Origin of the sequence: Rhizobium sp. CG5, assembly GCF_023701945.1 — a bacterium.
Classification (GTDB): Bacteria; Pseudomonadota; Alphaproteobacteria; order Rhizobiales; family Rhizobiaceae; genus Allorhizobium.
Window position 1 is genome coordinate 1 of the sequence record NZ_JABAEF010000038.1, and the last position, 23,952, is coordinate 23,952.

Sequence of the window (23,952 nt, forward strand, 5' to 3'; positions counted from 1 at the left end):
GCTCACGCCAAAACACAGAGTTCTTTGGCATCGCCAAAAATCTCGGATAACGCGGGGTGGAGCAGCCCGGTAGCTCGTCAGGCTCATAACCTGAAGGCCGCAGGTTCAAATCCTGCCCCCGCAACCACTGAGACTTGTAGCCGCTTCCAGTCAGCCTCCTCCTCCGCGAGGACAGCATGAAAACGGTTCTGAAATTCCAGCTTCTCATTGATATTATTGAACGCGCTCGCCCTAACCCGGCGGGCGAACTCGTTTTTGTGCTGTTCCCGAGAGCCGGCGCTGTAGTCGTGAAACGCCTGCATCGAGGCGAGGATCGAGGCCAGCCTGCCGACGATCGTCAGGTCTGGAGACTTGCCATCCGCAGATGGCGAAACGAGCACCTTCTGGACAAGTTCGCGGATGAAGTTGAAATGCCGCTGCACTTCATCATGTTCGGTATTGCCGGTCCTCGCCACGGCCGTAAGTGCTGCGATCGCCATCTGATACATCGACGGATTGATGACGAAGATTTTGGGCGGACCCGTGCGCTTGATCGCGGTCCTCCCCAACTCGGCTTCAAGTTCGTTTCGCTGTTTCTGCAAATCTTCCAGCAACCGATCGAAAGCGGCGATCTGAAGCTGACCGGCCATCAAACGCTCGGCCACCTGGTTGGCAACAAGCTCCTGTTTCCGCGTGACGTCGAGAAGGGTTCCCGCGAGTCTTTCTTTGTCGCGCTCACCCGTCTTGCGCGCTGTGGACAATTGTTTGTTGATCTCGTCTTGGATGGATGTGGTGCTCTCAACGGACAACAGGTTGGCCGGAATGGCATCAAGAACCCTCGTTTCCAATTCGGCGCGACTGATGGTTTTGGAGTTCGGACAAACACCGACACCCAGATGTGCGATTGGCAGCTTCTTTTGCCTGTTCGTGCATCCATAACGATTCTTGGCCATGACGGCGTAAGGCCCGCCGCATACGCCGCACTCAAGCAGGCCGCTGAACAAATATTGCGCCCGGTGGGCGCGGTTAAGCCGGTTGGTCGTTGTATGGGCGAAGCTTGCCTCGACTTCGAGCTGCCGCTTCTTGACCTTGGACCACAGTTCATCATTGATGATCCGGAGCTCAGGCACCTCTCCGACCACCCATTCGCTTTTGTCGTTCATCCGAGCTTCGCGTTGCTCGGTCTCCGGATTCTTCCGAAACTGCCGGCGGTTGAACACCAGTCGGCCAACATATGTCTCGTTGTTGAGGATGCCGGTTCCCCGGTCACGATGACCGCGGATCGCAGTGTCGCGCCACATCAAACCCCTTGGGCCCGGCACAGGTGGAACACGGTTATTGAGTTCGATGGCAAGGTCAGATGGCGATCGTCCAATTGCATACTGGCCGAAAATCCAGCGGACTATCTCAGCCTGTTCTTCGTCGACTTCGCGCAAGCCGGCGATGCGGTTGAATTTGTCGTCGTGCTCCAGCTTCATCCGGTAGCCATAGGCAATGCCGCCAGCAGCTTTGCCCTTGCGGACGGAGGTCTTCATGCCTTCACGCGTTTTGTAGCGCGTCTGTTCGATCATATCGTGATTGATGATGGAGCGCAGGCCAAGCTCCATGTCATTGACCGGCGCCTTGTTCTGTACCGTCCAAAGCTCGACGCCGTGATGGCGGAGTTGCTTCAGGATGCCTGAGCTGTGCTCCATGTCACGGGATATGCGGTCGACCGACATGCACAGGAGCAGATCAATCCCTCCGCGCTTGATCCGGCGCAGCATTGCTTGGATACCGGGTCGTGTTTTAAGCCTGGTACCGCTGATAGCTTTGTCTTCAAAAACTTCGACAATCTGCCAACCACGTTCATCTGCAAACGCACGTCCGAGAGCGACCTGCGTCTCAATCGACTGCTCATCCTGTAGGTCGCTCGAGTATCGTGCGTAAAAGATAACGTTGTTTGGCATGGAGAGCCTCTCGGCAGATCGGTAAGCTTACGTTGTGAAAATCCACGATCTCCGAGCCGGCCGAAGATAATCCACGGCCGGCTAGGGTGATGGATCGTTAGGTTTGGCAAAGGCGCCCGCTCGGTAGTCCCGGAAGGGTCGGTTTCCAGAGCGTGGCCTTGAACGCCGCGCTGTTTGCGAACAGGCGTTTTTGGAGCGCGACGCTTGGGAGAATGCCGAAAAGCCCTGTTTCCTTCATCGCCTGATAGACGAATGCGTCGTTGAAGGTCACCCCGAAATAGATGACGTTCTTCGTGTCCGTCCACGTGAGATCGATCGCACGGCCGTTCAAATCGACGAGCCAGGCGTGCTGGAGCGGAACGCCCAAATCGGGGTCCAGCGCGTAGCCTTCTGCGTAATGATAGGGGACGGGATCGTCAGCGAGATATGGATAGCGCGCTCGCGTGCAGTTGCAGTAGCAGAGACCCTTCGGCCCCATGCGCAATGCCTTTGGACGCGCATTGACGTGCGGGAAAGCCCGCCCGTACTTCAATAGGGCACTGGCAGGCCCAAACTCGCCTTCATGCGCCGCCATCAAGCGGAGCATCCCCAGTAGGCCTTCACTTTGATCGGGGGCCTTAGCCACCGAGGACTCAACAAGCGACACAGCAGACATAGTCTCTCCTTTAGGGTTCTGCACATCGGTTTCGTAGGCAATCTCGGGGATTTGAAATCGATGGCAGGACCGTGAGAGCCGGTGTGTCCGCCGCTGGCTTCTTTGACGACGAGCCGAAGTTCCGTTTGCACTCTCACATGCGCTGGGACAGCAATGTCGTAAGGCACAAATAGTCCGGAGCGCTGAAAGCGCAAGATGCATTCGGACCTCCGCGGCTGCGGCATGCTCGGATTCGGTCGCTATGGTAAACGGCGTGTTAGTAGGCAGTTAGGCCTTGCTCACGGCAGATTTAGCCAACGAATTCGTGTCTGCTGAGGGAAACGGAATCCGCCTCTCGATCGCTTGAATGCGGAAATAGTTGCCGCATGCTCATTGTAAAATGCTCGCTTTGATTGAAGTTTGGGTGCGCCCGGTGTCGAGGTTTAAGGCGCGTCAGAATGTCGCACTATTGGACGTTTAGGGGTAAATACGAGCAGCAGAAAACCTAATGAATTCAGTATAAAGGGAATGATATCAATGTGTTGACAATGGAAGCCAAGTTGACAGGCCGTCCTTATCCGGTGACCATATGTGTACAGCGTTGAGCTGGACAACGAAGGAAGGTCACACATGAAGAAGGTCACTGAAATGAAGCAGGACAACTATAAGGACGTTGGCGGGGAGCCGATTGCCGACGCGCCGATCGCCGCCGTGACGGAGCCGGAGGCAAAAAGCGCTCTCCAGCGCGCGGCGGATAAGATCATCGCCCTCAACAAGAAGTCGGGCGCCCACGCCTACGATCTCGGATGCACCTTCGCCGAGGCGAAGCCCCTCGTGCCTGAGAAGGCATTTGGAAAGTGGCTGGCGACATTCTCCGACTACACCGTGCGCTCGGCGTGGAACTACATCTCGATCCATGAGCGCCTCGCCAACTATCGCGAGCAGCTCCTCGCTCATGCCGTCATGCCGACGGTCATGTTCGAGCTAGCCAAAGGCGAGCCGGCGGAGATCGAAGCCGTGATCGCCAGGATGGCGGATGGCGAGCGTATCCGGGTGAAGGACGTCCGCGAGATGCTCGGCAGGAAGCCGACGGCCAAGGGCGAAGTGGCGACCTTCGATACCGCAGGCGTGGCGGGACTTCGCAAAGTCGCTGCGGCAAAAACCGATGCGGACGTTGCGCGGTTCTTGGAGCTGACGGCGTTTGTCTTGAAAGAGGTAGAAAAAGCTCTGGAGCCTCTCGTCGCTAAACGGACCGTCAAGAAAGGTGAGCTGAGTTATAAGGTTCATCTCCACTGCCGGCATGCACACGACCTGCTCAACAGCATCGGAGCTGCTCTCACACCCGATGCGACAGCACACATGAACTGGAGAGCGGCTAAACTGCCTGACGACACTGCATGGCGAAAAGTTCAAGACCTGCTGCACCGGATGGGTGGTGCGGACAGTTGGGCGAAGGGCCGGGCGTTCGTGCCGTGGCTTCTGAACGAGGTCGTTCCGTTGCTCCGCTTTGTGGTTCACGGTCAAGCAGTCGTCGAAATCGAGGCCCACCTCATCGCCGGGCCAGATGTCGATGAGACGGATACGAGCGAGATTGGGGGTCTGATCCCAGTCGGGCAGTTGCCGTCATCGGTCGAGGAGGCTTCGGAGGGCGTCAAGTCAACAAGTTGGTATGACCACAGGAACCGGATGAACACTGATCAGCAGACTGCCGAGCGTCACGCGGCCTAGAGTTGACCCCGCACTTGACTTCAAGAGCCCCGCCACCGAGCGGGGCTTTTTACGTTTGGGCCTCCGGTCCGACGCGTCTCTCGTTAACCATGCCGGAGCTCTCTGTTCCGGATGCGTTCTTGTCGGCTTGCCGGACCTCAATCTCCGGGCTATGTCGACAGGGTCAGCAGAAACGCCTGGTTCTGCAGACACTTAGCGGCCCCCGCCGGTGGTGGAACACCAACGGAGGCCTGACCCGTAACCTTCTTCTGAAAGGCCACTGGCTATGTCGACCCTTAACCGCTTCGCTTTCCCACGGGAAGTCTTCGTCTCTCCTGAACCTGTTGATGAGCGCCAGTCAGATGGCCTGACGACGTGGTGGGCTCTTGCCCAGACCGCCGTCTGATCTCAATCAACAAGCGATCTCTCTGAAGCTCGGACGCGCTGGCCGTGAAGGCCAGCCGGTGACCGGATGCGGAAATAATTTCCGGGTCCGACGCCTTGTGCCCCGATGTGGACGAGCGGACCGCTACAGCAGGAGCATCTCCGATGAATACTATCCGCTCAGGTGCAGCCGACGCACCGCAATACAAACACGCCATCGATCTCGATACCCTTCGGCTGCGTTTCGACACGCTGATCGATGAAGTCCTTTCCTATACCTTCTCGATTGAGGCGCTCTCCAAGGCGCTTGCTGGCGGTATCACTGACGCAGGCGCAATTTTGCGGGCCGTTCCGGTCTGCGAAGGCCGTTTGCTTGAGAAGGGGATCGGCCTGATCGCCGAGCTCAACCCCGACCTCATTGTCCTCACACAGAATCTTCGGCTGCCGGTCACCAGGACCGCGCTCGATCTGGTCGAGAAGAACGATCCGAAGAACTACCGCTTCCTGACGCTTGACGCCGATACCGGCGGACGCAGGGGCTACACCCCCGACCTCATTCTCGTGAACCGGCTGACCCGGCTAGCCCATGTCGTCGATGTGAAACGAAGCCTCGGCTCGTACGAGGTCTCGCGTATCACCGAGCTAAAATCCCGCATGTTGGCCGCAGCACTCGTCGTGCCCGATCATCTCTATCGCGAGCATCATCGGCTGGTGGCGGAAGAAGTCCGCGTCGTCATCCTCAATGCGGAAAACCAGCGCTCTGATATTGCCGGCGGCGTCTGGCCCATCAGTCACCTCGATCATCTGCTGGAAATCAGCGGAGCCGGGGCTGCCATCGGTTCCCTGCGCACCTGCTTCCACTCACGGATCAACGAGAACTGGACACAGGCAAGTCGGTCTTTTGTTCGGGCGACGGCTGAGACCCCGGACATCGCGGCCGCGGCACCTGCACCTTCAGACGAAAAAGGGTCAGGACAAAAAGCGGACGGTTCCGCCTCGCCCTCGGTCAAGCGGGATAGTGGTCCCGAAAACGTGGTGGGCTTCGCTCGGATACCGAGGACCGGCTCAGGCTGACAGCCTCAACCACACCATTCCCACGTCCATTCCCTTTGTTCGACGCCGACTATTGCCGGCGACTGGAGACGCTTGCCATGACGACCGAAACCACTACTGCCACGATCCTTCCATTCCCAAGCCACGCATTGCAGCGACCGTCCCCGTCCCCGTCCCCGTCCCCGGCGACCAAGCGATCAGCCAGCTTCGCCGCCTTGCAGCGCGACGAGCAGCACTACGACGCAACGATGGTGCAGGCTGTCCCTGACGCGATTGCCCTTTGCGCATCGGCTCCTCCCGAGCTGCCTGACGCAAGCGTCGTCGCAAGAGTGGTCATCGGCTTCGCCAAACGAAAAGGCGTTGCCATGACGAGTGTGCCGAAACTGATGCGCGATCAGCTGGCGATGCTCGGCGCCGTTGGCGATCCGACAGCGCTGATGTTGCGCGAGTGGCTGGAGGGCAACCGCCGTTTTACGGGAGGTTGTCCGCCGGCGACCCAGACTGTCAGCGACAACGGGGAGTGTGCATGATGGAAACCGTCATCGATCGCCTGACGCGCTATCTCCTTGCCCGCATCCGTCGCCAGGCAATCCTCGAACTCTATGAGCACGCGTCTGTCGCGGGTCTCCTGGAAGGCCGCTTCATCGGTGATGACGAAGAACGCGGCACCGTCTGGCGCGTGCCTGATGAAACCCTGTCCATGCTGTCGGGCGAGCCTGCGAAAGACCGCCTGTTCATCGCCCGACGGCTTAGCAAATCCGTGCCGACCAGCCCAGATATCGACCTTTTGGTCTTCGACGTCGAAACTGACACGGAGGCAGCTCTGGAAAGTTCTCGTGCCGGCTCACAGGCACGTGCCAGTCCATTGCCGGGTTCACCAATGTCTCGGCAGCGCGCCACTATCCTGCCGCTCGAATTCCTTGCACTGCTGCGGCAGCATCTTGCACCACCGAATGTCGTCCAGATCGCTGTCGCGCTACTCACGGCTCGTGCCGTCGGCTCCAGCATTCCCGATCGGTCACCACTCCGCTCGGTGTTGTGCGGTACTAATCCATTCGCCCTGATCAAGGTGCCGACTTCGGGCTTTGAGAGACGGTTCAGTCTCATGCTCGAAGAGGGTCTCATCCTGCCCTATCGCGTCAAGATCGAGGACGTGCATCGGAGCGCCTCGCTTGCCGATGATTGTCGTGCGGACCGCAAGAAAAAGCCTCGACGACCTCTGCGGGCGTTGAGCGGCAAAGGCGCCCGCAGTCTGAAGGATGTCGTCCTGTCGCGGTATCTGAGCGACGCGGTCATCGGAGGACCGGTACTTGTCGTGGATGAAACTCCACTCGCACCGTCACCATGCCTTGTGATGACAGCAGACGTTGTCTTCGAATGCGCAGGTCTCGATCATGAACTGGTCGCCGAGCTGCTGCATATCGCTCTCGGCATCGCGCCGAAACAGTCGCTCATACGCATGGGGCAGATGGCGCTCGACCTGGAAGGCATTTCCCTCGATGCTCTGGCGCTGGCGATCCGACCGGCACGCGGGCTTGACGGCATCTTCTCGATCCTCGCAACGCTCGGCGAACAAACGCGCGCGGCTAACGAAGACGAGGACGACAACGGCGAGGGACGAAGCCAGAGTGAGCGCAACGGCCGTGACTCCCGGCGAAAGTCCACGAAGGAGTTTTCCTGGAAGAAAGGGAAACCGACGCCTTCGTCCGTTGACGGTGTCGATATCGTTCAGCCGATCGGTGAAACGATTGATGCCGCAGCCGCAGGCAGTGATGCCAAAGGCCCTAACCCCGCCATGACAATCGACAGCCGCCGACACGATCTACGGGTTGAGACCCTGAGTGGTTATGACGATGCCAAGGACTGGGCGCTTGATCTGAAACACGATCTGAAGGTTTGGCGAGAAGATGGCCTTGCCTGGGATGCCATGAGCACAAAGCTCCTGCTGTCCGGGCCACCGGGGACGGGCAAGACGACATATGCCAAAGCTCTGTGCAACACGTTGCAGGTGCCGCTGATGGTGACATCGGTCGCGACATGGCTGGAGCCCGGCTATCTCGGCGATGTCCTGAAACGGATGTCGGCAGCATTCCAGCTGGCCCGGGAGCATGCGCCGGCTATTCTGTTCATCGACGAGATCGACAATATTGGCAGCCGCAACAGCGGACGAAAAGATCAGCATGAGGATTACTGGCGCTCGCTCATCAACCGCTTGCTCGAACTGCTGGACGGCGCGTCGAAGACCGAAGGGGTGATCGTAGTTGCGGCGACAAACTTGCCGGATCGGATCGACCCGGCTCTGCTGCGGTCCGGGCGCCTGGAGAAGCATGTCGAGATTCCCATGCCTGACCTGGACGCGCTCATCGGCATACTCGCGCACCATCTTGGTGCTGACCTGAGCGTCGTTGTCGCTTCAGCGCCAGCGAAGCCAACGATCGCGACGAGCGTGCCGCAGCTGCCAGGCCTTCGGCGAGGAGGAGGCAACCCCGGCCGCGCTGACAATCATTCCGTATCTGGAGGACCGAACAATGTTTGACCCTGCGATGAAGACGGCTCCCGAAACCCATCCGGCCTTACGCCGTCTGGCACTCCTGGCCACTGGCCGAACAGGAGCGGATATCGAGCGCCTAATCCGAGAAGTCCGGCGCAAGAACCGTCGAGAACAGCGACCATTGCTTTGGCTCGATATCGAGACAGCTCTCCTGGCGTGCCAAACACGGTTATCCGAGGACCTGCGCTGGCGGACGGCGATCCATGAAGCAGCCCACGCCGTGGCTTTTACGATCACCGGCATTGCCAATGTGATCACCGCGACGATCGGTATCGACGGCATCGGGCAGGTGACAAGCCGCCAGAATGCTCATCTGCCACAGACCGAAACTTGGCTGATGCATTTTATCACTTGCATGCTGGCGGGGCGCACGGCCGAACTCATGTTCTTCGGAGAAACGCTGGCTGGAGCCGGGGGCGGCGACGACAGCGATCTGGCACGGGCCACGGATCAAGCTGTCGCCGCAGAGACACGTCTCGGGTTCTCGAAACACCAGCCGCTGGTCTACCGGGCCGAGGGCGGAAGCGTCAGCGAGTTGAACCTCGATCGGCAACTGGCCGACCGGGTCAACGGGCGGTTGCTGGCGGCCGAGCAGGCGGCAAGAGACCTCCTCGAGGATCGGCGTGACGACCTGGTTACCATTGCGACCCGTCTCAGCGAAGTCGGCGTGATGACGGGTGGCGAGGTGCGTGAGATGCTGGTCGTTCGAGACGGGTAACCGACCTGCGAACCGAACAATGGGCTCCGGATTGGCGATTCCGAACTGGGCCCTTTCGATTCGGATATCCCGAACATCGTTTCTGACTTCAGAATTTTCGATTCTGGGTTCCGAAACGGCGTTACCTAAAGCGCTCGGACGCTGGACGGCCATAGCAACCGTGCGTCGTATCATGTCTTCTCAGATCGATATGAGCTGTCGGCACCTCATTCCGACGTAAGCTGAATTGCAATGATACATAACAAGGTGCCTGCACATCATCACGCGTCATCTCAATTTACCCTTGCGCGATTCCGACTTCAACATCCTCGTTGCCGAACTCCAAATTTACGATTCCGCAGCAAACGCCGTTTGCGGGCAACGCTCTGGCCGGCAGGCGAATCGGGATCATTTTGACGACCGGCGTTTGTCCCTTGCATCGCCGACGATCAGGCTGAAGCTCCACCAACGAGGAGTGTGTCATGTCCAGGAAGCCTACGAAACAACGCAACGCCGAACAAGTGATCCGTCAGCAGCGGGTACGTAAGGAAATGAAGAAGCGCCGTCGACCGAGCCGTGACGACCTGGCGCGTGTTTTGCTGTGGCAGATCATTACCGCCGCGCAGGCGCATAAGGACCCAGACCGCGCGCTGGGCAAGGTCCGGGACTCTCTAACCAATGATCTTGAGCGCCAGGGATTTGCCGTCCGCGAATGCGAAGAAGTGTTCCACGAGATCGCTGACCGGTATAGCGACGGCCTCTACCCGTTCCGACCCAAACGGCATCTCCTGCCGTCCTGATCAGGCACTCTGTGTTCCGTCAAATGCAAACGCCGTTAGGTTCTTATCCTCGTCTTCCCCCCATTACTCCTGATAACGGCGTTTGCAGAGGAATCGAAAATACTCAACGGGACTATCTGCTTGACCTCAGGGTTGCATTGACGCTGCGAACACTATTCATATTGTGTAATCAATGGGATTGTGGGGGAACGACATCCGAATGGACAAGCGCTCTTTAACGGAACGCGATATCTGCACGAAGTTCATCTTGCCAGCCGTCAAACAGGCCGGCTGGGATATGATGCTGCAGGTCCGGGAAGAGGTCTTCTTTACGAAAGGGCGCATCACCGTGCGTGGCAAGCTTGTCGCTCGAGGCACGGCCAAGAAGGCGGACGTCGTTCTCTACTACAAGCCCAACATCCCGATCGCGCTCATCGAGGCGAAGGACAACAGTCACGCGGTGGGCGACGGCTTGCAGCAAGGGCTGGACTACGCCGAGAGCCTGGCTATCCCTTTTGTGTTTGCATCTAATGGCGACGGCTTCGTCTTTCATGATCGTACCGGCCTGCGAGACCTGAAGGAGGAAAACCTCCGCCTCGATCAGTTCCCGTCGCCGGATGAGCTTTGGCGGCTCTACAGCCGATGGAAAGGTCTGGACTCAACCGCCGAAGCACTGGTGCTTCAGGACTACTATGATGACGGCAGCGGCAAGGCGCCGCGTTACTACCAGGTGAACGCCGTCAACGCCGCAATCGAGGCCATCGCCAAGGGGCAGGATCGCGTTCTGCTTGTCATGGCGACCGGGACCGGCAAGACCTACACCGCCTTCCAGATCATCTGGCGGCTTTGGAAGGCCAAGCGCAAGAAACGCATCCTGTTTATGGCGGATCGCAACGTGCTCATTGACCAGACCATGATCAACGACTTCCGCCCCTTCGGTGGCGCAATGGCCAAGCTCTCCACCAAGTCGAAGACCATCGAGCGTCCGGACGGAACGGAAGAGGCCGTTCCGCTAGCGCTGGATCGCAAACGCCGGATCGACACCTCGTTCGAAATCTACCTTGGGCTCTATCAGGCCATCACCGGCCCCGAGGAGCGACAGAAGCTGTTTCGCGAATTCTCTCCGGACTTCTTCGACCTGATCGTTATCGACGAATGCCATCGCGGCAGTGCTGCGGAGGATTCCGCTTGGCGCGAAATCCTCGAATACTTTTCTGCTGCCAGCCAAATTGGTCTGACGGCCACCCCAAAAGAGACGGAGTACGTTTCAAACACCGCCTATTTCGGCGAACCGGTGTTCACCTACTCCCTGAAACAGGGCATCAGTGATGGCTTCCTCGCCCCCTATAAGGTGATCAAAGTCCATATCGATCGTGACGTCGAAGGCTATCGACCGGAAAAAGGCCAGCTGGATCGCGACGGCGAGGAGGTCGAGGATCGCATCTACAACGCCAAGGATTTCGACAGGACCCTGGTTCTGGATGACCGCACCAAGCTGGTGTCCTCCAAGGTGACCGAGTTCCTCAAGGAGAGCGGTGACCGCTACCAGAAGACCATCGTCTTCTGCGTTGACGAGGAACATGCGGCCCGCATGCGCCAGGCGCTCATCAACGACAACAAGGACCTTTGCGACGAAAACGCCCGCTATGTCATGCGCATCACCGGCAGCGACACGCTCGGCCAGGCGCAGATCGGCAACTTCATTGATCCGGAATCGCGCTACCCGGTGATCGTCACGACATCGCGGCTGCTGTCCACCGGCGTCGATGCCCAGACCTGCCGGCTTATCGTGCTGGATCGTCCCGTCGGCTCGATGACCGAGTTCAAGCAGATCGTTGGCCGCGGCACGCGCGTGCATGAGGATACGCAGAAATTCTATTTCACGCTTATGGATTTCCGCGGCGCGACGAACCACTTCGCCGATCCCGAATTCGATGGCGACCCCGTGCAGATATATGAGGCGGGCGAAGGCGATCCGATCACCCCGCCGGATACCGCCGCCACAGGCTTCGAAGACAACGGCCAGGACGAATACACCACCGAGCCGCCGACCACCGGTAGCGAAGACGTGACGTTTCCGGGCGCGGGCGGTGCACGCCAAAAGAAGGTCTATGTCGATGGCATCAGCGCGCGGGTTGTGGCCGAGCGTGTCGAATATCTCGATGCCAATGGCAAGCTTGTCACCGAAAGCCTGCGCGATTTTACCAAGGCAGCGCTGCTTCGCCATTTCGCCAGCCTCGATGATTTCCTGAAGCGCTGGAAATCGGAAGAGCGCAAGGATGCGCTGGTGAAGGAACTGGCGGCCGAAGGCCTGCCGCTAGATATGATCGCCAGGGAACTCGGCATCGACCTCGATCCCTTTGATCTCGTCTGCCACATCGCTTTTGACCGCAAGCCGCTGACGAGGCAGGAGCGTGCCGACAATGTGAAGAAGCGCGATGTCTTTGGCCGCTATGAGGGCAAGGCGCGGGCAGTTCTGGACATGCTGCTGACCAAATACGCCGATGACGGCGTCCTCAACCTTGACGATACCAATGTGCTGCGAATACCGCCCGCAAACACACTCGGTATGCCCGTGGAGCTGCTTCGCGCTTTCGGCGGGAAGGCTGCGTTCGAAAAGGCAGTCCACGACATACAGGCTGCAATGTACGACGAGGCAATCTAATGGAGCTCATCGGCGCTCAGAAAATATGGTCATACTTCGGCGAACAAACCACCTCTGTGAATGTCTCCAATCAGACGGTACGCTCAGGTCCAGGGCACTTCGTGGAAGGCTATTTGGATTTGGCCAAGAAGGTTGCTGAGCTCCAGTTCAAGAATCGTGAGCACGTGTTGGTTTTTCGGGGGCAGCCCGAAGATTACATGACCAAGGCGAACAAGGTGCCTCGGAGCCTGCTGAAAGCCACGATCTTTCGGTTGGAAGGCTCTAGAATCCCAACTCCGAATATACTGGAAAGCCGGTTTAAGAAGCTGACTTTCGCTGAATCCGAACTTCAGACCGCTTACACTGAAGAGGCTTTAGAAGGTAGCGACCAACTGAGGAGGCAACGCATTCTTCGATGGGCGATACTTCAGCACTATGAAGTTTGCGCAACACCACTGCTTGACGTCTCTCATTCTCTCCGGATCGCGGCCTCGTTTGCTACCCACCAAAACACTAGCGAAAGCGCCTATCTCTTCGTATTCGGCATTCCAAATCTCAGCGGAGCCGTAACCGCGAGCTCAGAAGCGGGGCTGCAGATTATCCGCCTCGCTAGTGCATGCCCTCCGGATGCGATCCGGCCACACATTCAGGAGGGATATCTTTTGGGTGAGTATCCCGAAGTGAGTGACTTCGGGGCCGAGAGTGCCTACCAGTACGGCGAGATGGATTTCGGTCGCCGACTGGTTGCAAAGTTTCGTTTCAATCCTCGGACATTCTTGAGCAACGTGCACTACCCCCTTGCCACAGACAAAGCCCTTCTTCCATCTGGTCGCCGCGACCCTCTGCTGGAAATCACCAGCCGCATACACAACAAACTCAAAACAATGAAGTTTTCGAATCATGTCAGTCCGTAACACCGTCAAATCCATCCAGGACATCATGCGCCAGGATGCCGGCGTCGATGGCGATGCCCAGCGCATCAGCCAGCTTTGCTGGATGTTTTTCCTGAAGATCATGGACGATCAGGACCAGGAACTGGAGCTGACGCGCGACAATTACGTTTCGCCCATCCCGGAGAAACTTCAGTGGCGCAACTGGGCGGCAGACCCGGAAGGCATCACCGGCGAGGCGCTTTTGAACTTCGTCAACAACGAGCTCTTCCCGGCGCTGAAGACGGTGCCGGTCTCGGCACAGTCGGGGGATCGCCGCCGCGTGGTGCGCGATCTGTTCGAGGATGCCTATAACTATATGAAGTCCGGCCAGTTGATCCGTCAGGTGGTCAACAAGATCAGCGATGTCGATTTCAACAGCCTGACGGAACGCCAGCATTTTGGCGAAATCTACGAGCAGATTTTGAACGACCTGCAATCGGCCGGCAATGCGGGGGAATACTACACCCCGCGTGCGCTGACCGCTTTCATGGTGGAACGCATCGACCCGAGACCCGGCGAAACCCTGTTTGATCCCGCCTGCGGCACCGGCGGGTTCCTGACCTGCGCCATCCGCCACATGGAAAAGAACCATGTGCGCACGCCGGACCAGCGCGATAAGATGCAGGCCGCTCTGCGGGCCGTGGAAAAGAAGCCGCTGCCGCATATGCTCTGCGTCACCAATATGCTGCTGCACGGCATCGAGGACCCGAGCTTCGTTCGCCATGACAACACGCTCGCCCGCCCGCTGATTTCCTGGGGGAAAGATGAGCGCGTCGATATCGTGCTGACCAACCCGCCCTTTGGCGGGCGTGAGGAAGACGGCATTGAGAACAACTTCCCGACCTTCCGCACCAAGGAAACCGCAGACCTGTTTCTGGCGCTGATCGTGCGCCTGCTGAAGGACGGCGGCCGTGCCGCCGTCGTCCTGCCGGATGGCTCGCTGTTTGGCGAAGGCATCAAGACGCGGCTGAAGGAGCACTTGCTGGAGGAGTGCAATCTTCACACCATCGTGCGCCTGCCCAATTCCGTCTTCAAGCCCTATGCCTCGATCGGCACCAACCTGCTGTTCTTCGAGAAAGGCGCGCCGACCAAGGACATCTGGTACTGGGAACATCGGGTTCCGGAGGGCCAGAAGGCCTATTCCATGACCAAACCGATCCGGCAGGAGCATCTGCAGGGTTGCGTCGACTGGTGGGGCGGCAAGGAGCGCAAGGGCCGCGAAGAAGGCCCGCAGGCCTGGCGCGTAACCCTGGAAGAGGTGAAGGCGCGTGGCTACAATCTGGACTTCAAGAACCCGCATACGGTGGCCGATGACCATGGCGACCCGGAGACCCTGCTGGAAGAGCTGACGGCTGCCGAAACAAGTGCGGCCCGCCTGCGCGACCAGCTGAAGAGCATTCTGGCCGAGGCGCTGGCCCGATGAACGCCGAATGCCTGTTACAGCACTACGAACTGATTGCCGATGCCCCGGGTGCAATTGCCCGGCTACGGCGGTTCATTCTCGATCTGGCGGTGCGGGGCAAGCTCGTGCCGCAGGACCCGGCGGATGAGCCCGCATCAGAGCTGTTGGAGCTGATCGCGGCTGAGAAACATGATTCAACGTCGCAACTTCGTACCAAGTCTGGAAAATCCGATGAGATAACGATAGTTGACCCGGGGCAACTAAATCTGCCCTTTGGGTGGGAAAGAAGTTCAATAAAGTCAGTACTTCTCTCATCGTTTTACGGCCCCCGCTTCGACGCAACCGACTATAGGCGGGAGGGTATACCGACCATCCGTACGACCGATATGACCCGTGACGGACGAATCGAGTTGCGTAATCCACCGCTAGTCGCCGTGCCGGCAGATCGACTTGAGGATTTTCGGTGTAGGGACGGCGACCTTCTTGTGACGAGGACTGGAAGCATCGGAACGATGGCGCTTTTCGCCGGTGACCTGCTGGCAATCCCAAGCGCCTACTTGATCCGGTTTAGGTTCAGCACTCACGTGTCGCCACAGTACATGCATTTGGTTCTTCAATCACCGAGCGGGCAAGCTGCCCTGGGCTTGGGAACAACCAAAGTTGCTCAGCCCAACATAAATGCGAAAGCGATTGCTGCGATCGAGTTCAATCTTGCTCCGCGCGCCGAACAATCGCGCATCGTCGCCAAGGTCGATGAACTGATGGCGCTATGCGACACGCTGGAAGCAGCGCGAAAGGAGCGGGAGACGAAGCGGGACCGGCTGGCGGCGGCAAGTCTTGCCCGCCTCAACACTCCCGACCCGGAGACCTTCCGCGACAACGCGCGCTTCGCGCTCGATGCCCTGCCGGCGCTCACGGCACGGCCAGACCAGATCAAGCAGCTGCGCCAGACCATCCTCAACCTCGCCGTCCGCGGCAAGCTCGTGCCGCAGGACCCGGCGGATGAGCCGGCGGAGGAATTGTTGAAGCGGATTGCCGCAGAGCGAGACGACTTGGTACGCCAAAAGGTTATTCGCCGAGATGCGCCTTTGGAACCCTTAACTGCTCAAGATTGTCCGCATCCTATCCCGAGCTCTTGGACCTGGAGCCGGGTAGGAGACGCCATTCTTTTCACGCAGTACGGAACGTCACAAAAATCTCATGCATCGCAAAGCGGCGTGCCAGTTCTCGCGATGGGTAACATCCAAGACGGCCGCGTTATCTGGCGAAACGAAAAACGAATACCGGAAGCCTCGGATGAACTCCCCGCGTTATATCTACAGACGTTTGACTTGTTGTATAACCGGACCAACAGCGCGGAGCTCGTGGGTAAAACCGGCATCTATATGGGCCAAAATGACGCGCTGACTTTTGCCTCCTATCTGATCCGCCTGCGTCCGTCCTTTTTACATTCCAGTCCGGTTTACCTGAACGTTGCAATGAATGCGCCGTGCTTCCGAGAGACGCAGATTGTGCCCCTGATCAAGAAGCAGACAGGGCAGGCAAACGTGAGCGGATCAGCATTGAAGAATATGCTTTTCCCCCTCCCGCCGCTCGCCGAACAACACCGCATCGTTGCCAAGGTCGACGAACTCATGGCGCTCTGCGACCAGTTGGAAACCAGCCTGACCAGCGCCGACGAGACGCGGAAAAAACTGCTCGACGCGCTGCTGGCCGAGGCGCTGAAACCGGTGGATGCGGACGCGCTGCAGGAGGCCGCGGAATGAGCGGTCCTGCCGAGTTCAAGGAGAAGACTTTCGAGAAGTATTTCGGTTTTGAACTTGCAAGATTGACAAACATTACGTTCTCGCCAGATCAGTGCGATGAACGCTTCATCGGTTTCGATGACGCTTTCCATATGCCGTGGCATTTTTTGCGCCACTACCTTCCATATATGCGCAATAGTCGGCGGCGGCGGCAACACGGCATCTCGTTGAAGGATTTCGATTTTCATGCCTCGAAAGTCAGCGAGAGACTGCCAGACTTCAAGTTTAACCTATTCGTCCAATACAAGCGGCCGGCTTACGTTGATCATTTCAACGGAAGAGAATGGAGTTCATGGGGGCGTCCGTACTTTCGCTTTGACGTGACGCCGCATCAGCAGAAGATATTGGCAGATATGGAGGCACACTCGCATGGTCGAGCTTTCGTGGTCTACGCATCGGCTGCTTTCTGGATGAACAGTGACCTCTATCGTTTCAGCGCTGCCGAGAAAATTGTCGCGAATACCAACGTATCTAATGTGGCACGTCTCGTCGGGCACGGACGATATACCTACGATGGCCCTGGTACTTTCGGGATCGGCCACTCGGAGCCGGAGAAAATCGAAAGCACGTCGATCAACCAAATCATCGAGAGAGGGCAGAGTCAGAAAGGCCTGAAATTCACTGCGCACATAAAGCGCGCAGCCGCCGACTTGAAACGAGCCTTGGAGAATGAACCACAGGCGATGGCAGCCGTGGATCAGGTCCGGATTGCGAATTTCGGCAATCTATTTGACGAACTTCGGGATTCGGATGCCGCTGCCGAGTCATTCCTCTATGCGTTGAGTACGGTTGAGGCATTTTCCGAAATCTTTGACGTAACCTTCTACGCGATGGGTTGACCGATGCCCCAGTTCTCCCGTCACATCGGCATCGACTATTCCGGCGCGGAAACCCCGACGTCCAGCCTCAAAGGGCTGCGTGTCTACATGGCATCAGGGGAAGAGCCACCGGTCGAGGTTCTGCCACCTCCCTCGAACAAGAAGTATTGGACGAGGCGCGGGCTCACCGAGTGGCTCGTCGCCACGCTCCGGGATGACGTCCCTACCATCGTTGGGATCGATCACGCCTTCTCATTCCCGCTTCGCTACTTCGAAACGCATGGTCTTCTGCCGGATTGGCCGGGATTTCTCGAGGATTTCCAGCGCCATTGGCCGACCGATGACGATCACGCCTATGTCGACTTCGTCCGCTACGGCGCGCTGGACAATGGTGCGGCTCGCAGCGGCAATGCCAAGTGGCGACGTCTGACCGAGGAGCGGGCGCGGGGAGCCAAGTCTGTTTTCCATTTCGATGTCCAGGGATCGGTCGCCAAGTCCACCCATTCCGGCATCCCCTGGCTCCTGTTCATCCGCAAACAGCTCGGCGAGCAGATACACTTCTGGCCCTTCGACGGCTGGGCCATTCCCGCCGGCCGCTCGGCCATCATTGAAGTCTATCCCGCGCTCTGGTCTCGCGAATTTGCGATGGGCGACCGAACCGGTGATCAGCACGATGCCTATTCGATCGCAGCCAAGCTATCGCAGGCCGACCAAGACGGAACGCTTGATCAGATGCTGCAGCCAAGACTTTCCGAAAAGGAGCGGGTGATCGCCGGCGTGGAAGGTTGGATTCTGGGTGTGGTAGGACAGAGTGACTGATCAGCAGGTAGAGCGCGTCGGCTTGAGAACTGGGTGGAGATCAATGGCAATTCCGGATTACCAATCCCTGATGCTTCCTGTCCTGCGGCTCGCCGCGGATGGCGAGACCCGTGTGCCGGATGCAGCGGAAAAGCTGGCCGACCAGCTGGGGCTGTCCGTGGCGGAGCGGGAGGAGGTGCTGCCCAGCGGCCGCCAGCGCATTTTCCACAACCGCATCCACTGGGCGAAGTTCTACATGACCAAGGCTGGCCTGATCGACAGCCCGGCGCGCGGCCGCTTCGTGGCAAGCTCGGCGGGCAGGGCTCTGCTGGCCACCAATCCCGCCGGCATCAATGTCGACACGCTGAAAACCTATCCCGCCTTTGCCGAGTTCTACGCCTCCAGCACATCGGGCACCGGCAGCACGGATGCTGCGTCAACCGGCGCCGGTGAAACCATCGATGCAACCACCTCCGCAATGCCCGACAGATCGATGCCGCGCAGGCCGTGCTGCACCAGGCCCTGTAGGCAGGCCTGCTGCAGCGCATTCTGGCGCAGAGCCCCGCCTTCTTCGAGCCCGCCATCGTCGATCTGCTCGTGGGCATGGGTTATGGCGGCAGCCATGAAAATGCCGCGCCCCGGCTGGACAAATCCGGTGACGGCGGCATTGATGGCGTGATTGACGAGGACCGCCTCGGCCTGGATCGCATTTATGTGCAGGCCAAGCGCTACTCCTCTCATGTCAGCGTCGGCCGACCAGAAGTGCAGGGCTTCCTCGGTAGCCTCGTCGGGGTCGGGGCTGCCAAGGGCGTCTTCGTAACCACATCCAGCTTCTCCGCCCCGCCCATCGACTTCGTTCGCCACCTGCCGCAGCGCATCGTCCTCATTGACGGCGATCGGTTAGCCGACCGTATGATCGAACATGGCGTGGGCGTTCGCGTCGCTCGCACCGTGGAGGTAAAGCGGCTGGACGAGGATTTCTTCGTCGAGGAGTGACAGTCAGACTAACGAGCGGTTGCGGAAATTATTTCCGTATCGCGTCAGTGCACAATGTTGATTAGATAACGGCTGTCAAGAAGGGGAATTGAGCAAGTCCCTAGCGACACTTGGTATGATCTAAAGGGCATGCAATTGCGTCACTTCGGACAACTCTAGCGTTAGGTTAAGGACTGTACTATGGGTTGACGCATGTGAGGAAATTATGCGTCGTGTTAGAATCCTGCAAATTGGCGATATCCATTACCCCGATTGGAATCTCACGCCCAGTGAGATTGATGAGAAAGACCGGAAGTTCGCTCCGTCTATAACATCTAGTATACGGGGATCGGCATTCAGGTCGGTCCTAAAGAAGTTAGGTCAGCTTGCTTCGTCGGACTCGGTGCACGGCATAATCTTCGTTGGCGATTTTACGACGCGTGGCCAGTCAGAATTCTTAGAGGGCGCGTTCCAGCATTTTTCTCTTCTATGCCGGTCTACCGGTGTCAGTTCTCGTACTGTCCCAATAGCGTTTGTCCCTGGCAATCACGACGTCAACAGACAAGATGCTCTTGATCTGGGCCCGACGGAGAAGTTCCGACGTATGAGCGAGCTCGCCCAAAAATTTGGATGGCAGTCCGTGCCACTTAATATTCCCGTGACCTATAGCATTGAAGGTTTTGGCGGCTCGGTAGATGTTACCCTTTTGAACACGGCCATAGGTAGCTGGGCACTGCAGAACCTACCGGAGTATCTTCGCGACAAGCTGAAGGTCGCCGACACGACGTCGGAACCAATTGATCTTGGGAGTACGGCCACTGGTGATGGTGCTCCAGCAGCTCCACCACCCACGACAGTGGCGTCGCCCCCCACGAATCTTGTCGATCAGTATTACGGACAATTGGATACCCCGTATGTCTCCGATCAAATGTTGGCTGGGTTACTGGACCGCCTGCGAGAGCGGTCGGTGACCTACGGCATTGTTGTCGGACATCACAATCTGCTTCCGCAGAAAACCCCTCGTATTTCGCCTTATGCCGAAGTCCTGAATGCTGGATTTGTCAGGCATCAATTGCTCTCAACGAACAAGCCAATATTGTATCTACACGGACATATCCATCAGGACCCTGTTGAGATCGTAAGTGATCCTAGACAGCAAAATAGCAAGATCGTTCTGATTTCTGCGCCGGAAATCAGGAATGGATTTAACGAGCTAATTTTGTTTCTGACGGATCAGGACGAGTTCGTAGGTTTGAGACTTATACCGCATCGTTCCAAAGTGTCAGATGGGGCTCTCTATGAGGACGAGCATTGCTTCATATCGATGATGCCGAATTTTCGTGCCTCTCTGGATGAGAAAACGTTTGGCCTTCTGCAGCAACTGAAGGAGCATCGAGCAAAGCGAGGAAAAGACTTGCTCTATTGGAATGAACTTCATGGTCTTTCATCTGCCGAGATGCAGGACGATGCTCTTGAGGATGCCCTCTTAATGCTCCACTCAGCGCAAGAAATCGAAATCGACGGTCTAAACAAGCCGACGAGGGATTGGCGCATTCAGATAAAGGGCCTGTAACATGCAAAATCCGTTTGGCCCGAACCGCATCGAATATGAGAGCAAGCCCATCCTGTGGTTTGGCAAAAAATCCGAACAAATCTCTAAAGCTGAAACGTCCGTATTTGTCGCCGGCACGCGGGGAAGCGGTAAAACAAGTATCCTGCGCTCCCTTTCCACACTGCATATTCATGAAGATCGAAATTTGGCCGCCCAGATTGGTAGCCTCGGTTGGTATGGCGTATTTTTTCAATTGAACGAGACGTTTTCACCTCTCATCGATAATGCTGTGCTCGCGCTCATCCCCGAGCAAATTAGGCTTGATCCGCAAGCTGTTACTAACAGACACTTTGTTATATTTTCGCACTATTTGGAACTAAAAATAGCTGAGCGTCTGCTCGAGACTATATGTATTCTGAGGCGTGGAGAACACCTAATATACTCCGCTACAGATGAACGTGAAATATCGCTTGATATACATAAGGAAATTCTGCATTTTCTTCCCATGGAAGGGAGAGTGGAATTTTTTGGACTTAACGAACTGCGTTCATTAATATCACGGTATGTAGACCGTTGTGTAAATGCGTTCTTTTACGGAAAAGAAGAAGCGCAATCAGTATTTTTTGCTACCGATCCTGGGGCTATACTTAATAAGATATTCGAGGCGATCTCACCCTTGGCCGTGGGGCCTGCATTTTCAGAGAAGCAGCCATTACTCTTCAAAATCTTGATCGATGACTGCGAAGTCCTTACGCCTCTTCAGCAACAATTTCTGAATTCCATTGTTCGAAAAACTCGCGGTAACATAAAGTGGGTGTTAGCTTATATCGGCGGCCTGTACGATACTATAAGAACGGTAATTCCTGGGCAATCTTTGTCCTCTACAGACCGGTTGGTTGAAAACCTAGATTCTAGCTCAGATTCGGAATTCGCCAACCTTTGTCAAAATGTTGCTTCCTTGAGGTTATTCTATGCATTGCCCGAGAATTTAAGGTCGAAACTTGAGCGAAATGACCCACTGAAGGCATTTAAACTTAGAGAAAGACTGGGGAAGCTTTCCGTCAATCAGATCATTGAAAGAGTGATTGAAACTGGTCATTCAGAAGGTCGTCAGCGGCTCATTCAAGTGGCGGAACATGCTCGCGAGTTTCTGACGATTAACGTCACTAGGGCTCAGAGGGAGCAATTCTCCCTGAATGTGAAGGCGCGACCCTACGTCGAGGGTTTGGCCTTGGAACTACTACCCTCGCCTGACCACAAGAGACCGTACAGCGAGGATGACGCTAAGGCGCTTCACGCGGTTATTCGACGCAAGCAGAGCTGGGCCTTCCTAGAGGCCTGCAGGATACTTCGGCTTCACGACTACCCGTACGTGGGGCACCAGATTATCATCCAGCTCAGCGATCTTTGCATCAGAGATTTCTTAGATATTATGGGGGAAATATTCGAGCGCGTAGTGACAGACCCGAAGAAGATGCTGGATTTCGTAAATTCCACATCAGAAATTCCGATGGAGCAGCAGCGTCAGGCTGTTAGTATGGCTTCCGAAAAGAAGCTCCAAGGTCTTGAGTCCCTATCCCATCCGTTTGAGGAGGAAAGTGCCAGAATGGTCCGGGCGCTGGGCCGTCTGACGGCTCGACTGCAAAGCGAAGGGACTAAGGGCGAAGCTGTAACGACGGCCGAACGTGGCTTGTACAGGATCAACATCGGCGAGTTGCGGTCGATGTGTGCGAAGCTCGGGTATCACGAGACCAAGGTAGACGCTGTTTTGCGGCGCGCGGAAAAAGACGGCTTCATCCGCGAGGTGTCTGAGCGCGGCAAGTTGGAAAACGATCGCAATAACCCCGATTCGGCGGAGGTTACGATCAGGCTTCACCGGCGTTTCGCGCCATACTTCAAATTCTCTTACCGAGGCCCATACGAAGTGAATGTGCTACCATCAGCACGTCTAATAGAACTGTTGTTCCAGCGTGCATACAAGCCTGAGGATTGGGCCAATGCCGTCATGCGCGACCTCGTTCACAATCAAGGCAACCCTTCCAGTGAACAACCTTCGCTCTTCGACGAGGGTTTGGAATGAAATTCGAAAGCCCATACCGCGTCTACGGAAATCTTGCTGTTTCCGAACGGCAGAGGGTCGCCGGGAGCGAGATCGAAACGGTATCGGGCGATATCGCGATCTTTGCATTGGGTTGGGAGTCTCGCTGCGTCGCCATCGATCAGCACCTCAGGCTGGATATGAAGCATATCTTACTGCTGGACTTCTCGCTAAAGCAAGAAGCCGATCCGGCCATCGAGGCCAACCGTACTCGCTTAAAAGAAGCTGCCAAAGCCTGGGGTGTTGAAATCACGGAGGTCGCTCTCGAGCCCTCGATCGACTACCGAAGGAATATCAATGTACTGCAACTGACCATCTCCGAGATCGCTCGAAAACATGGTAGCTATCACGGTGCCATACGACGGATGTTTGTCGAATGCTCCACAATGCCCCGGGTGTACATCCAGTGGCTAATCGCCCATGCGTTTATCGATGGTGCAATCCACGCTTTAGATTTCGGTTATGCTGAAGGGACTTATCCTTCGGGCGGTGGCTCAACTAGCTTTTCGCACGCAGTCGAGCGGTACGATACCGTTCCACTCCTCCAAGGTAGCGGCGGGATTGGTGAAGAGAAGGTACTCCTCGTCGGGATTGGCGGCGACGCCGATATGTTTTACGGACTTATTGACGTGTTTAGCCCTGAGAGGTTGGCCGTTCTCGTACCTCGCAGCAATACAAACACGCAGATTGATGCACTTCTCGATCAGCAGGTGGCAAAAGTTCGGCAAATGTACCGGTTAGAGGACGGTGAGATAATGGATGTTCCGGCATTCAGTCTGGGATCGCATCTTGACGCGCTAAAGACGCATTCTATGACTGCTAGCCGGCGTGCAGTGATCAGCGTATTTGTCGGTGGTCCAAAGGTGCAAGCCATTGCCTCAGCGGTTTTTGCATGCGCCGATAAAAGGGTACAGGTAAAGGTGCGCGTTCCTAAGGCTTATCCACGCACTGAAGTTGGTCCGGCTGGAGGGTATCGGCTTTATAGAATCGTTGATCTAACTTCGCCGGCCTGCAGTCTACTTGATACTTGGTAGGCGCTCACCTGGTTACAAGTCTCTGTGGACTTAGGCCCCCGCAACCACTTCAAACATAAAAGTATCTCCGCCTCGGTATAACCGGGGCGGTTTTTGCGTTTCTGGCCGTTGACAAATCTGCCCTTCGCAAGCCGGCCGGTGTTGCAGGAAGTCTCTGACCT

The 23,952-nt window shown here is 57.0% G+C and carries 19 protein-coding genes, 1 tRNA gene and 1 pseudogene; 19 read left to right on the forward strand and 2 right to left on the reverse strand.

Annotation, left to right across the window (positions count from 1 at the left end):
- The first annotated feature begins 50 nt into the window (after positions 1–50).
- Positions 51–127, forward strand: a tRNA-Met gene (locus tag HGO38_RS30415).
- On the opposite strand, the gene HGO38_RS31220 is transcribed toward HGO38_RS30415, so the two are convergent.
- Together HGO38_RS31220 and HGO38_RS30425 are read right to left on the reverse strand one after the other, a co-directional pair.
- Entirely contained in the window at positions 84–1,928 is a 1,845-nt protein-coding gene (locus tag HGO38_RS31220) for a recombinase family protein (RefSeq protein WP_352230524.1), read from the reverse strand. The two genes, HGO38_RS30415 and HGO38_RS31220, sit on opposite strands and share 44 nt — an antisense overlap.
- Before the next feature lie 97 nt (positions 1,929–2,025).
- Entirely contained in the window at positions 2,026–2,583 is a 558-nt protein-coding gene (locus HGO38_RS30425) for a hypothetical protein (protein WP_250959535.1), read from the reverse strand.
- A gap of 609 nt (positions 2,584–3,192) precedes the next feature.
- Between HGO38_RS30425 and HGO38_RS30430 the strand changes: the two genes are divergently transcribed.
- The 18 genes and pseudogenes from HGO38_RS30430 (at position 3,193) to HGO38_RS30510 (ending at position 23,791) form a co-directional block, all read left to right on the forward strand.
- Complete coding sequence (locus tag HGO38_RS30430; RefSeq protein WP_250959536.1) at positions 3,193–4,290, forward strand: hypothetical protein; 1,098 nt, start codon at positions 3,193–3,195, stop codon at positions 4,288–4,290.
- A 492-nt stretch (positions 4,291–4,782) separates the two neighbouring features.
- Positions 4,783–5,727 (forward strand): hypothetical protein, encoded by a 945-nt coding sequence (locus HGO38_RS30435; protein ID WP_250959537.1) that lies wholly within the window; start codon positions 4,783–4,785, stop codon positions 5,725–5,727.
- A 77-nt stretch (positions 5,728–5,804) separates the two neighbouring features.
- On the forward strand, positions 5,805–6,236 hold the full coding sequence (locus tag HGO38_RS30440; protein ID WP_250959538.1) for a hypothetical protein: 432 nt from the start codon (positions 5,805–5,807) through the stop codon (positions 6,234–6,236).
- On the forward strand, positions 6,233–8,242 hold the full coding sequence (locus tag HGO38_RS30445; RefSeq protein WP_250959539.1) for an AAA family ATPase: 2,010 nt from the start codon (positions 6,233–6,235) through the stop codon (positions 8,240–8,242). The genes HGO38_RS30440 and HGO38_RS30445 overlap by 4 nt, the downstream gene beginning before the upstream one ends.
- Entirely contained in the window at positions 8,235–8,975 is a 741-nt protein-coding gene (locus HGO38_RS30450; protein WP_250959540.1) for an ATP-dependent metallopeptidase FtsH/Yme1/Tma family protein, read from the forward strand. Before HGO38_RS30445 ends, HGO38_RS30450 begins: the two co-directional genes overlap by 8 nt.
- 461 nt (positions 8,976–9,436) lie before the next feature.
- The gene (locus HGO38_RS30455) at positions 9,437–9,754 is read left to right on the forward strand and encodes a hypothetical protein (protein WP_250959541.1); all 318 of its coding nucleotides are present in this window, start codon (positions 9,437–9,439) and stop codon (positions 9,752–9,754) included.
- 199 nt (positions 9,755–9,953) lie between these two features.
- Positions 9,954–12,398: an EcoAI/FtnUII family type I restriction enzme subunit R gene (hsdR, locus tag HGO38_RS30460; protein ID WP_352230523.1), complete on the forward strand. Its 2,445-nt coding sequence runs from the start codon at positions 9,954–9,956 to the stop codon at positions 12,396–12,398.
- On the forward strand, positions 12,398–13,291 hold the full coding sequence (locus HGO38_RS30465) for an FRG domain-containing protein (RefSeq protein ID WP_250959543.1): 894 nt from the start codon (positions 12,398–12,400) through the stop codon (positions 13,289–13,291). Before hsdR ends, HGO38_RS30465 begins: the two co-directional genes overlap by 1 nt.
- Complete coding sequence (locus HGO38_RS30470) at positions 13,278–14,732, forward strand: type I restriction-modification system subunit M (protein ID WP_250959544.1); 1,455 nt, start codon at positions 13,278–13,280, stop codon at positions 14,730–14,732. The genes HGO38_RS30465 and HGO38_RS30470 overlap by 14 nt, the downstream gene beginning before the upstream one ends.
- On the forward strand, positions 14,729–16,477 hold the full coding sequence (locus HGO38_RS30475; RefSeq protein WP_250959545.1) for a restriction endonuclease subunit S: 1,749 nt from the start codon (positions 14,729–14,731) through the stop codon (positions 16,475–16,477). The genes HGO38_RS30470 and HGO38_RS30475 overlap by 4 nt, the downstream gene beginning before the upstream one ends.
- The gene (locus HGO38_RS30480) at positions 16,474–17,355 is read left to right on the forward strand and encodes a hypothetical protein (protein ID WP_250959546.1); all 882 of its coding nucleotides are present in this window, start codon (positions 16,474–16,476) and stop codon (positions 17,353–17,355) included. The genes HGO38_RS30475 and HGO38_RS30480 overlap by 4 nt, the downstream gene beginning before the upstream one ends.
- Positions 17,356–17,358: 3 nt before the next feature.
- Positions 17,359–18,153 carry a hypothetical protein gene (locus tag HGO38_RS30485; protein ID WP_250959547.1) on the forward strand — a complete coding sequence of 265 codons (795 nt, stop codon included), beginning with the start codon at positions 17,359–17,361 and terminating at the stop codon, positions 18,151–18,153.
- Positions 18,154–18,196: 43 nt separating this feature from the next.
- Complete coding sequence (locus HGO38_RS30490; RefSeq protein WP_250959548.1) at positions 18,197–18,811, forward strand: winged helix-turn-helix domain-containing protein; 615 nt, start codon at positions 18,197–18,199, stop codon at positions 18,809–18,811.
- Positions 18,736–19,128 carry a restriction endonuclease gene (locus HGO38_RS30495; protein WP_250959549.1) on the forward strand — a complete coding sequence of 131 codons (393 nt, stop codon included), beginning with the start codon at positions 18,736–18,738 and terminating at the stop codon, positions 19,126–19,128. Before HGO38_RS30490 ends, HGO38_RS30495 begins: the two co-directional genes overlap by 76 nt.
- A gap of 205 nt (positions 19,129–19,333) precedes the next feature.
- Positions 19,334–19,678: pseudogene (locus HGO38_RS31300) on the forward strand (metallophosphoesterase); the annotation flags it as partial.
- A 33-nt stretch (positions 19,679–19,711) separates the two neighbouring features.
- Entirely contained in the window at positions 19,712–20,680 is a 969-nt protein-coding gene (locus tag HGO38_RS30500; protein WP_502941668.1) for a hypothetical protein, read from the forward strand.
- Between the two features lies 1 nt (position 20,681).
- The gene (locus tag HGO38_RS30505) at positions 20,682–22,739 is read left to right on the forward strand and encodes an ORC-CDC6 family AAA ATPase (RefSeq protein WP_250959551.1); all 2,058 of its coding nucleotides are present in this window, start codon (positions 20,682–20,684) and stop codon (positions 22,737–22,739) included.
- On the forward strand, positions 22,736–23,791 hold the full coding sequence (locus tag HGO38_RS30510; RefSeq protein WP_250959552.1) for a hypothetical protein: 1,056 nt from the start codon (positions 22,736–22,738) through the stop codon (positions 23,789–23,791). The genes HGO38_RS30505 and HGO38_RS30510 overlap by 4 nt, the downstream gene beginning before the upstream one ends.
- The last annotated feature ends 161 nt before the right edge of the window (positions 23,792–23,952 follow it).

Excerpts from the sequence above, each read along its gene's own strand:
- HGO38_RS31220 (WP_352230524.1), bottom strand. The coding sequence starts at position 1,928 with ATGCCAAACAACGTTATCTTTTACGCACGATACTCGAGCGACCTACAG.
- HGO38_RS30425 (WP_250959535.1), bottom strand. The coding sequence starts at position 2,583 with ATGTCTGCTGTGTCGCTTGTTGAGTCCTCGGTGGCTAAGGCCCCCGAT.
- HGO38_RS30430 (WP_250959536.1), top strand. The coding sequence starts at position 3,193 with ATGAAGAAGGTCACTGAAATGAAGCAGGACAACTATAAGGACGTTGGC.
- HGO38_RS30440 (WP_250959538.1), top strand. The coding sequence starts at position 5,805 with ATGACGACCGAAACCACTACTGCCACGATCCTTCCATTCCCAAGCCAC.
- HGO38_RS30445 (WP_250959539.1), top strand. The coding sequence starts at position 6,233 with ATGATGGAAACCGTCATCGATCGCCTGACGCGCTATCTCCTTGCCCGC.
- HGO38_RS30450 (WP_250959540.1), top strand. The coding sequence starts at position 8,235 with ATGTTTGACCCTGCGATGAAGACGGCTCCCGAAACCCATCCGGCCTTA.
- HGO38_RS30455 (WP_250959541.1), top strand. The coding sequence starts at position 9,437 with ATGTCCAGGAAGCCTACGAAACAACGCAACGCCGAACAAGTGATCCGT.
- hsdR (WP_352230523.1), top strand. The coding sequence starts at position 9,954 with ATGGACAAGCGCTCTTTAACGGAACGCGATATCTGCACGAAGTTCATC.
- HGO38_RS30465 (WP_250959543.1), top strand. The coding sequence starts at position 12,398 with ATGGAGCTCATCGGCGCTCAGAAAATATGGTCATACTTCGGCGAACAA.
- HGO38_RS30470 (WP_250959544.1), top strand. The coding sequence starts at position 13,278 with ATGTCAGTCCGTAACACCGTCAAATCCATCCAGGACATCATGCGCCAG.
- HGO38_RS30475 (WP_250959545.1), top strand. The coding sequence starts at position 14,729 with ATGAACGCCGAATGCCTGTTACAGCACTACGAACTGATTGCCGATGCC.
- HGO38_RS30480 (WP_250959546.1), top strand. The coding sequence starts at position 16,474 with ATGAGCGGTCCTGCCGAGTTCAAGGAGAAGACTTTCGAGAAGTATTTC.
- HGO38_RS30485 (WP_250959547.1), top strand. The coding sequence starts at position 17,359 with ATGCCCCAGTTCTCCCGTCACATCGGCATCGACTATTCCGGCGCGGAA.
- HGO38_RS30490 (WP_250959548.1), top strand. The coding sequence starts at position 18,197 with ATGGCAATTCCGGATTACCAATCCCTGATGCTTCCTGTCCTGCGGCTC.
- HGO38_RS30495 (WP_250959549.1), top strand. The coding sequence starts at position 18,736 with ATGGGTTATGGCGGCAGCCATGAAAATGCCGCGCCCCGGCTGGACAAA.
- HGO38_RS30500 (WP_502941668.1), top strand. The coding sequence starts at position 19,712 with ATGAGCGAGCTCGCCCAAAAATTTGGATGGCAGTCCGTGCCACTTAAT.
- HGO38_RS30505 (WP_250959551.1), top strand. The coding sequence starts at position 20,682 with ATGCAAAATCCGTTTGGCCCGAACCGCATCGAATATGAGAGCAAGCCC.
- HGO38_RS30510 (WP_250959552.1), top strand. The coding sequence starts at position 22,736 with ATGAAATTCGAAAGCCCATACCGCGTCTACGGAAATCTTGCTGTTTCC.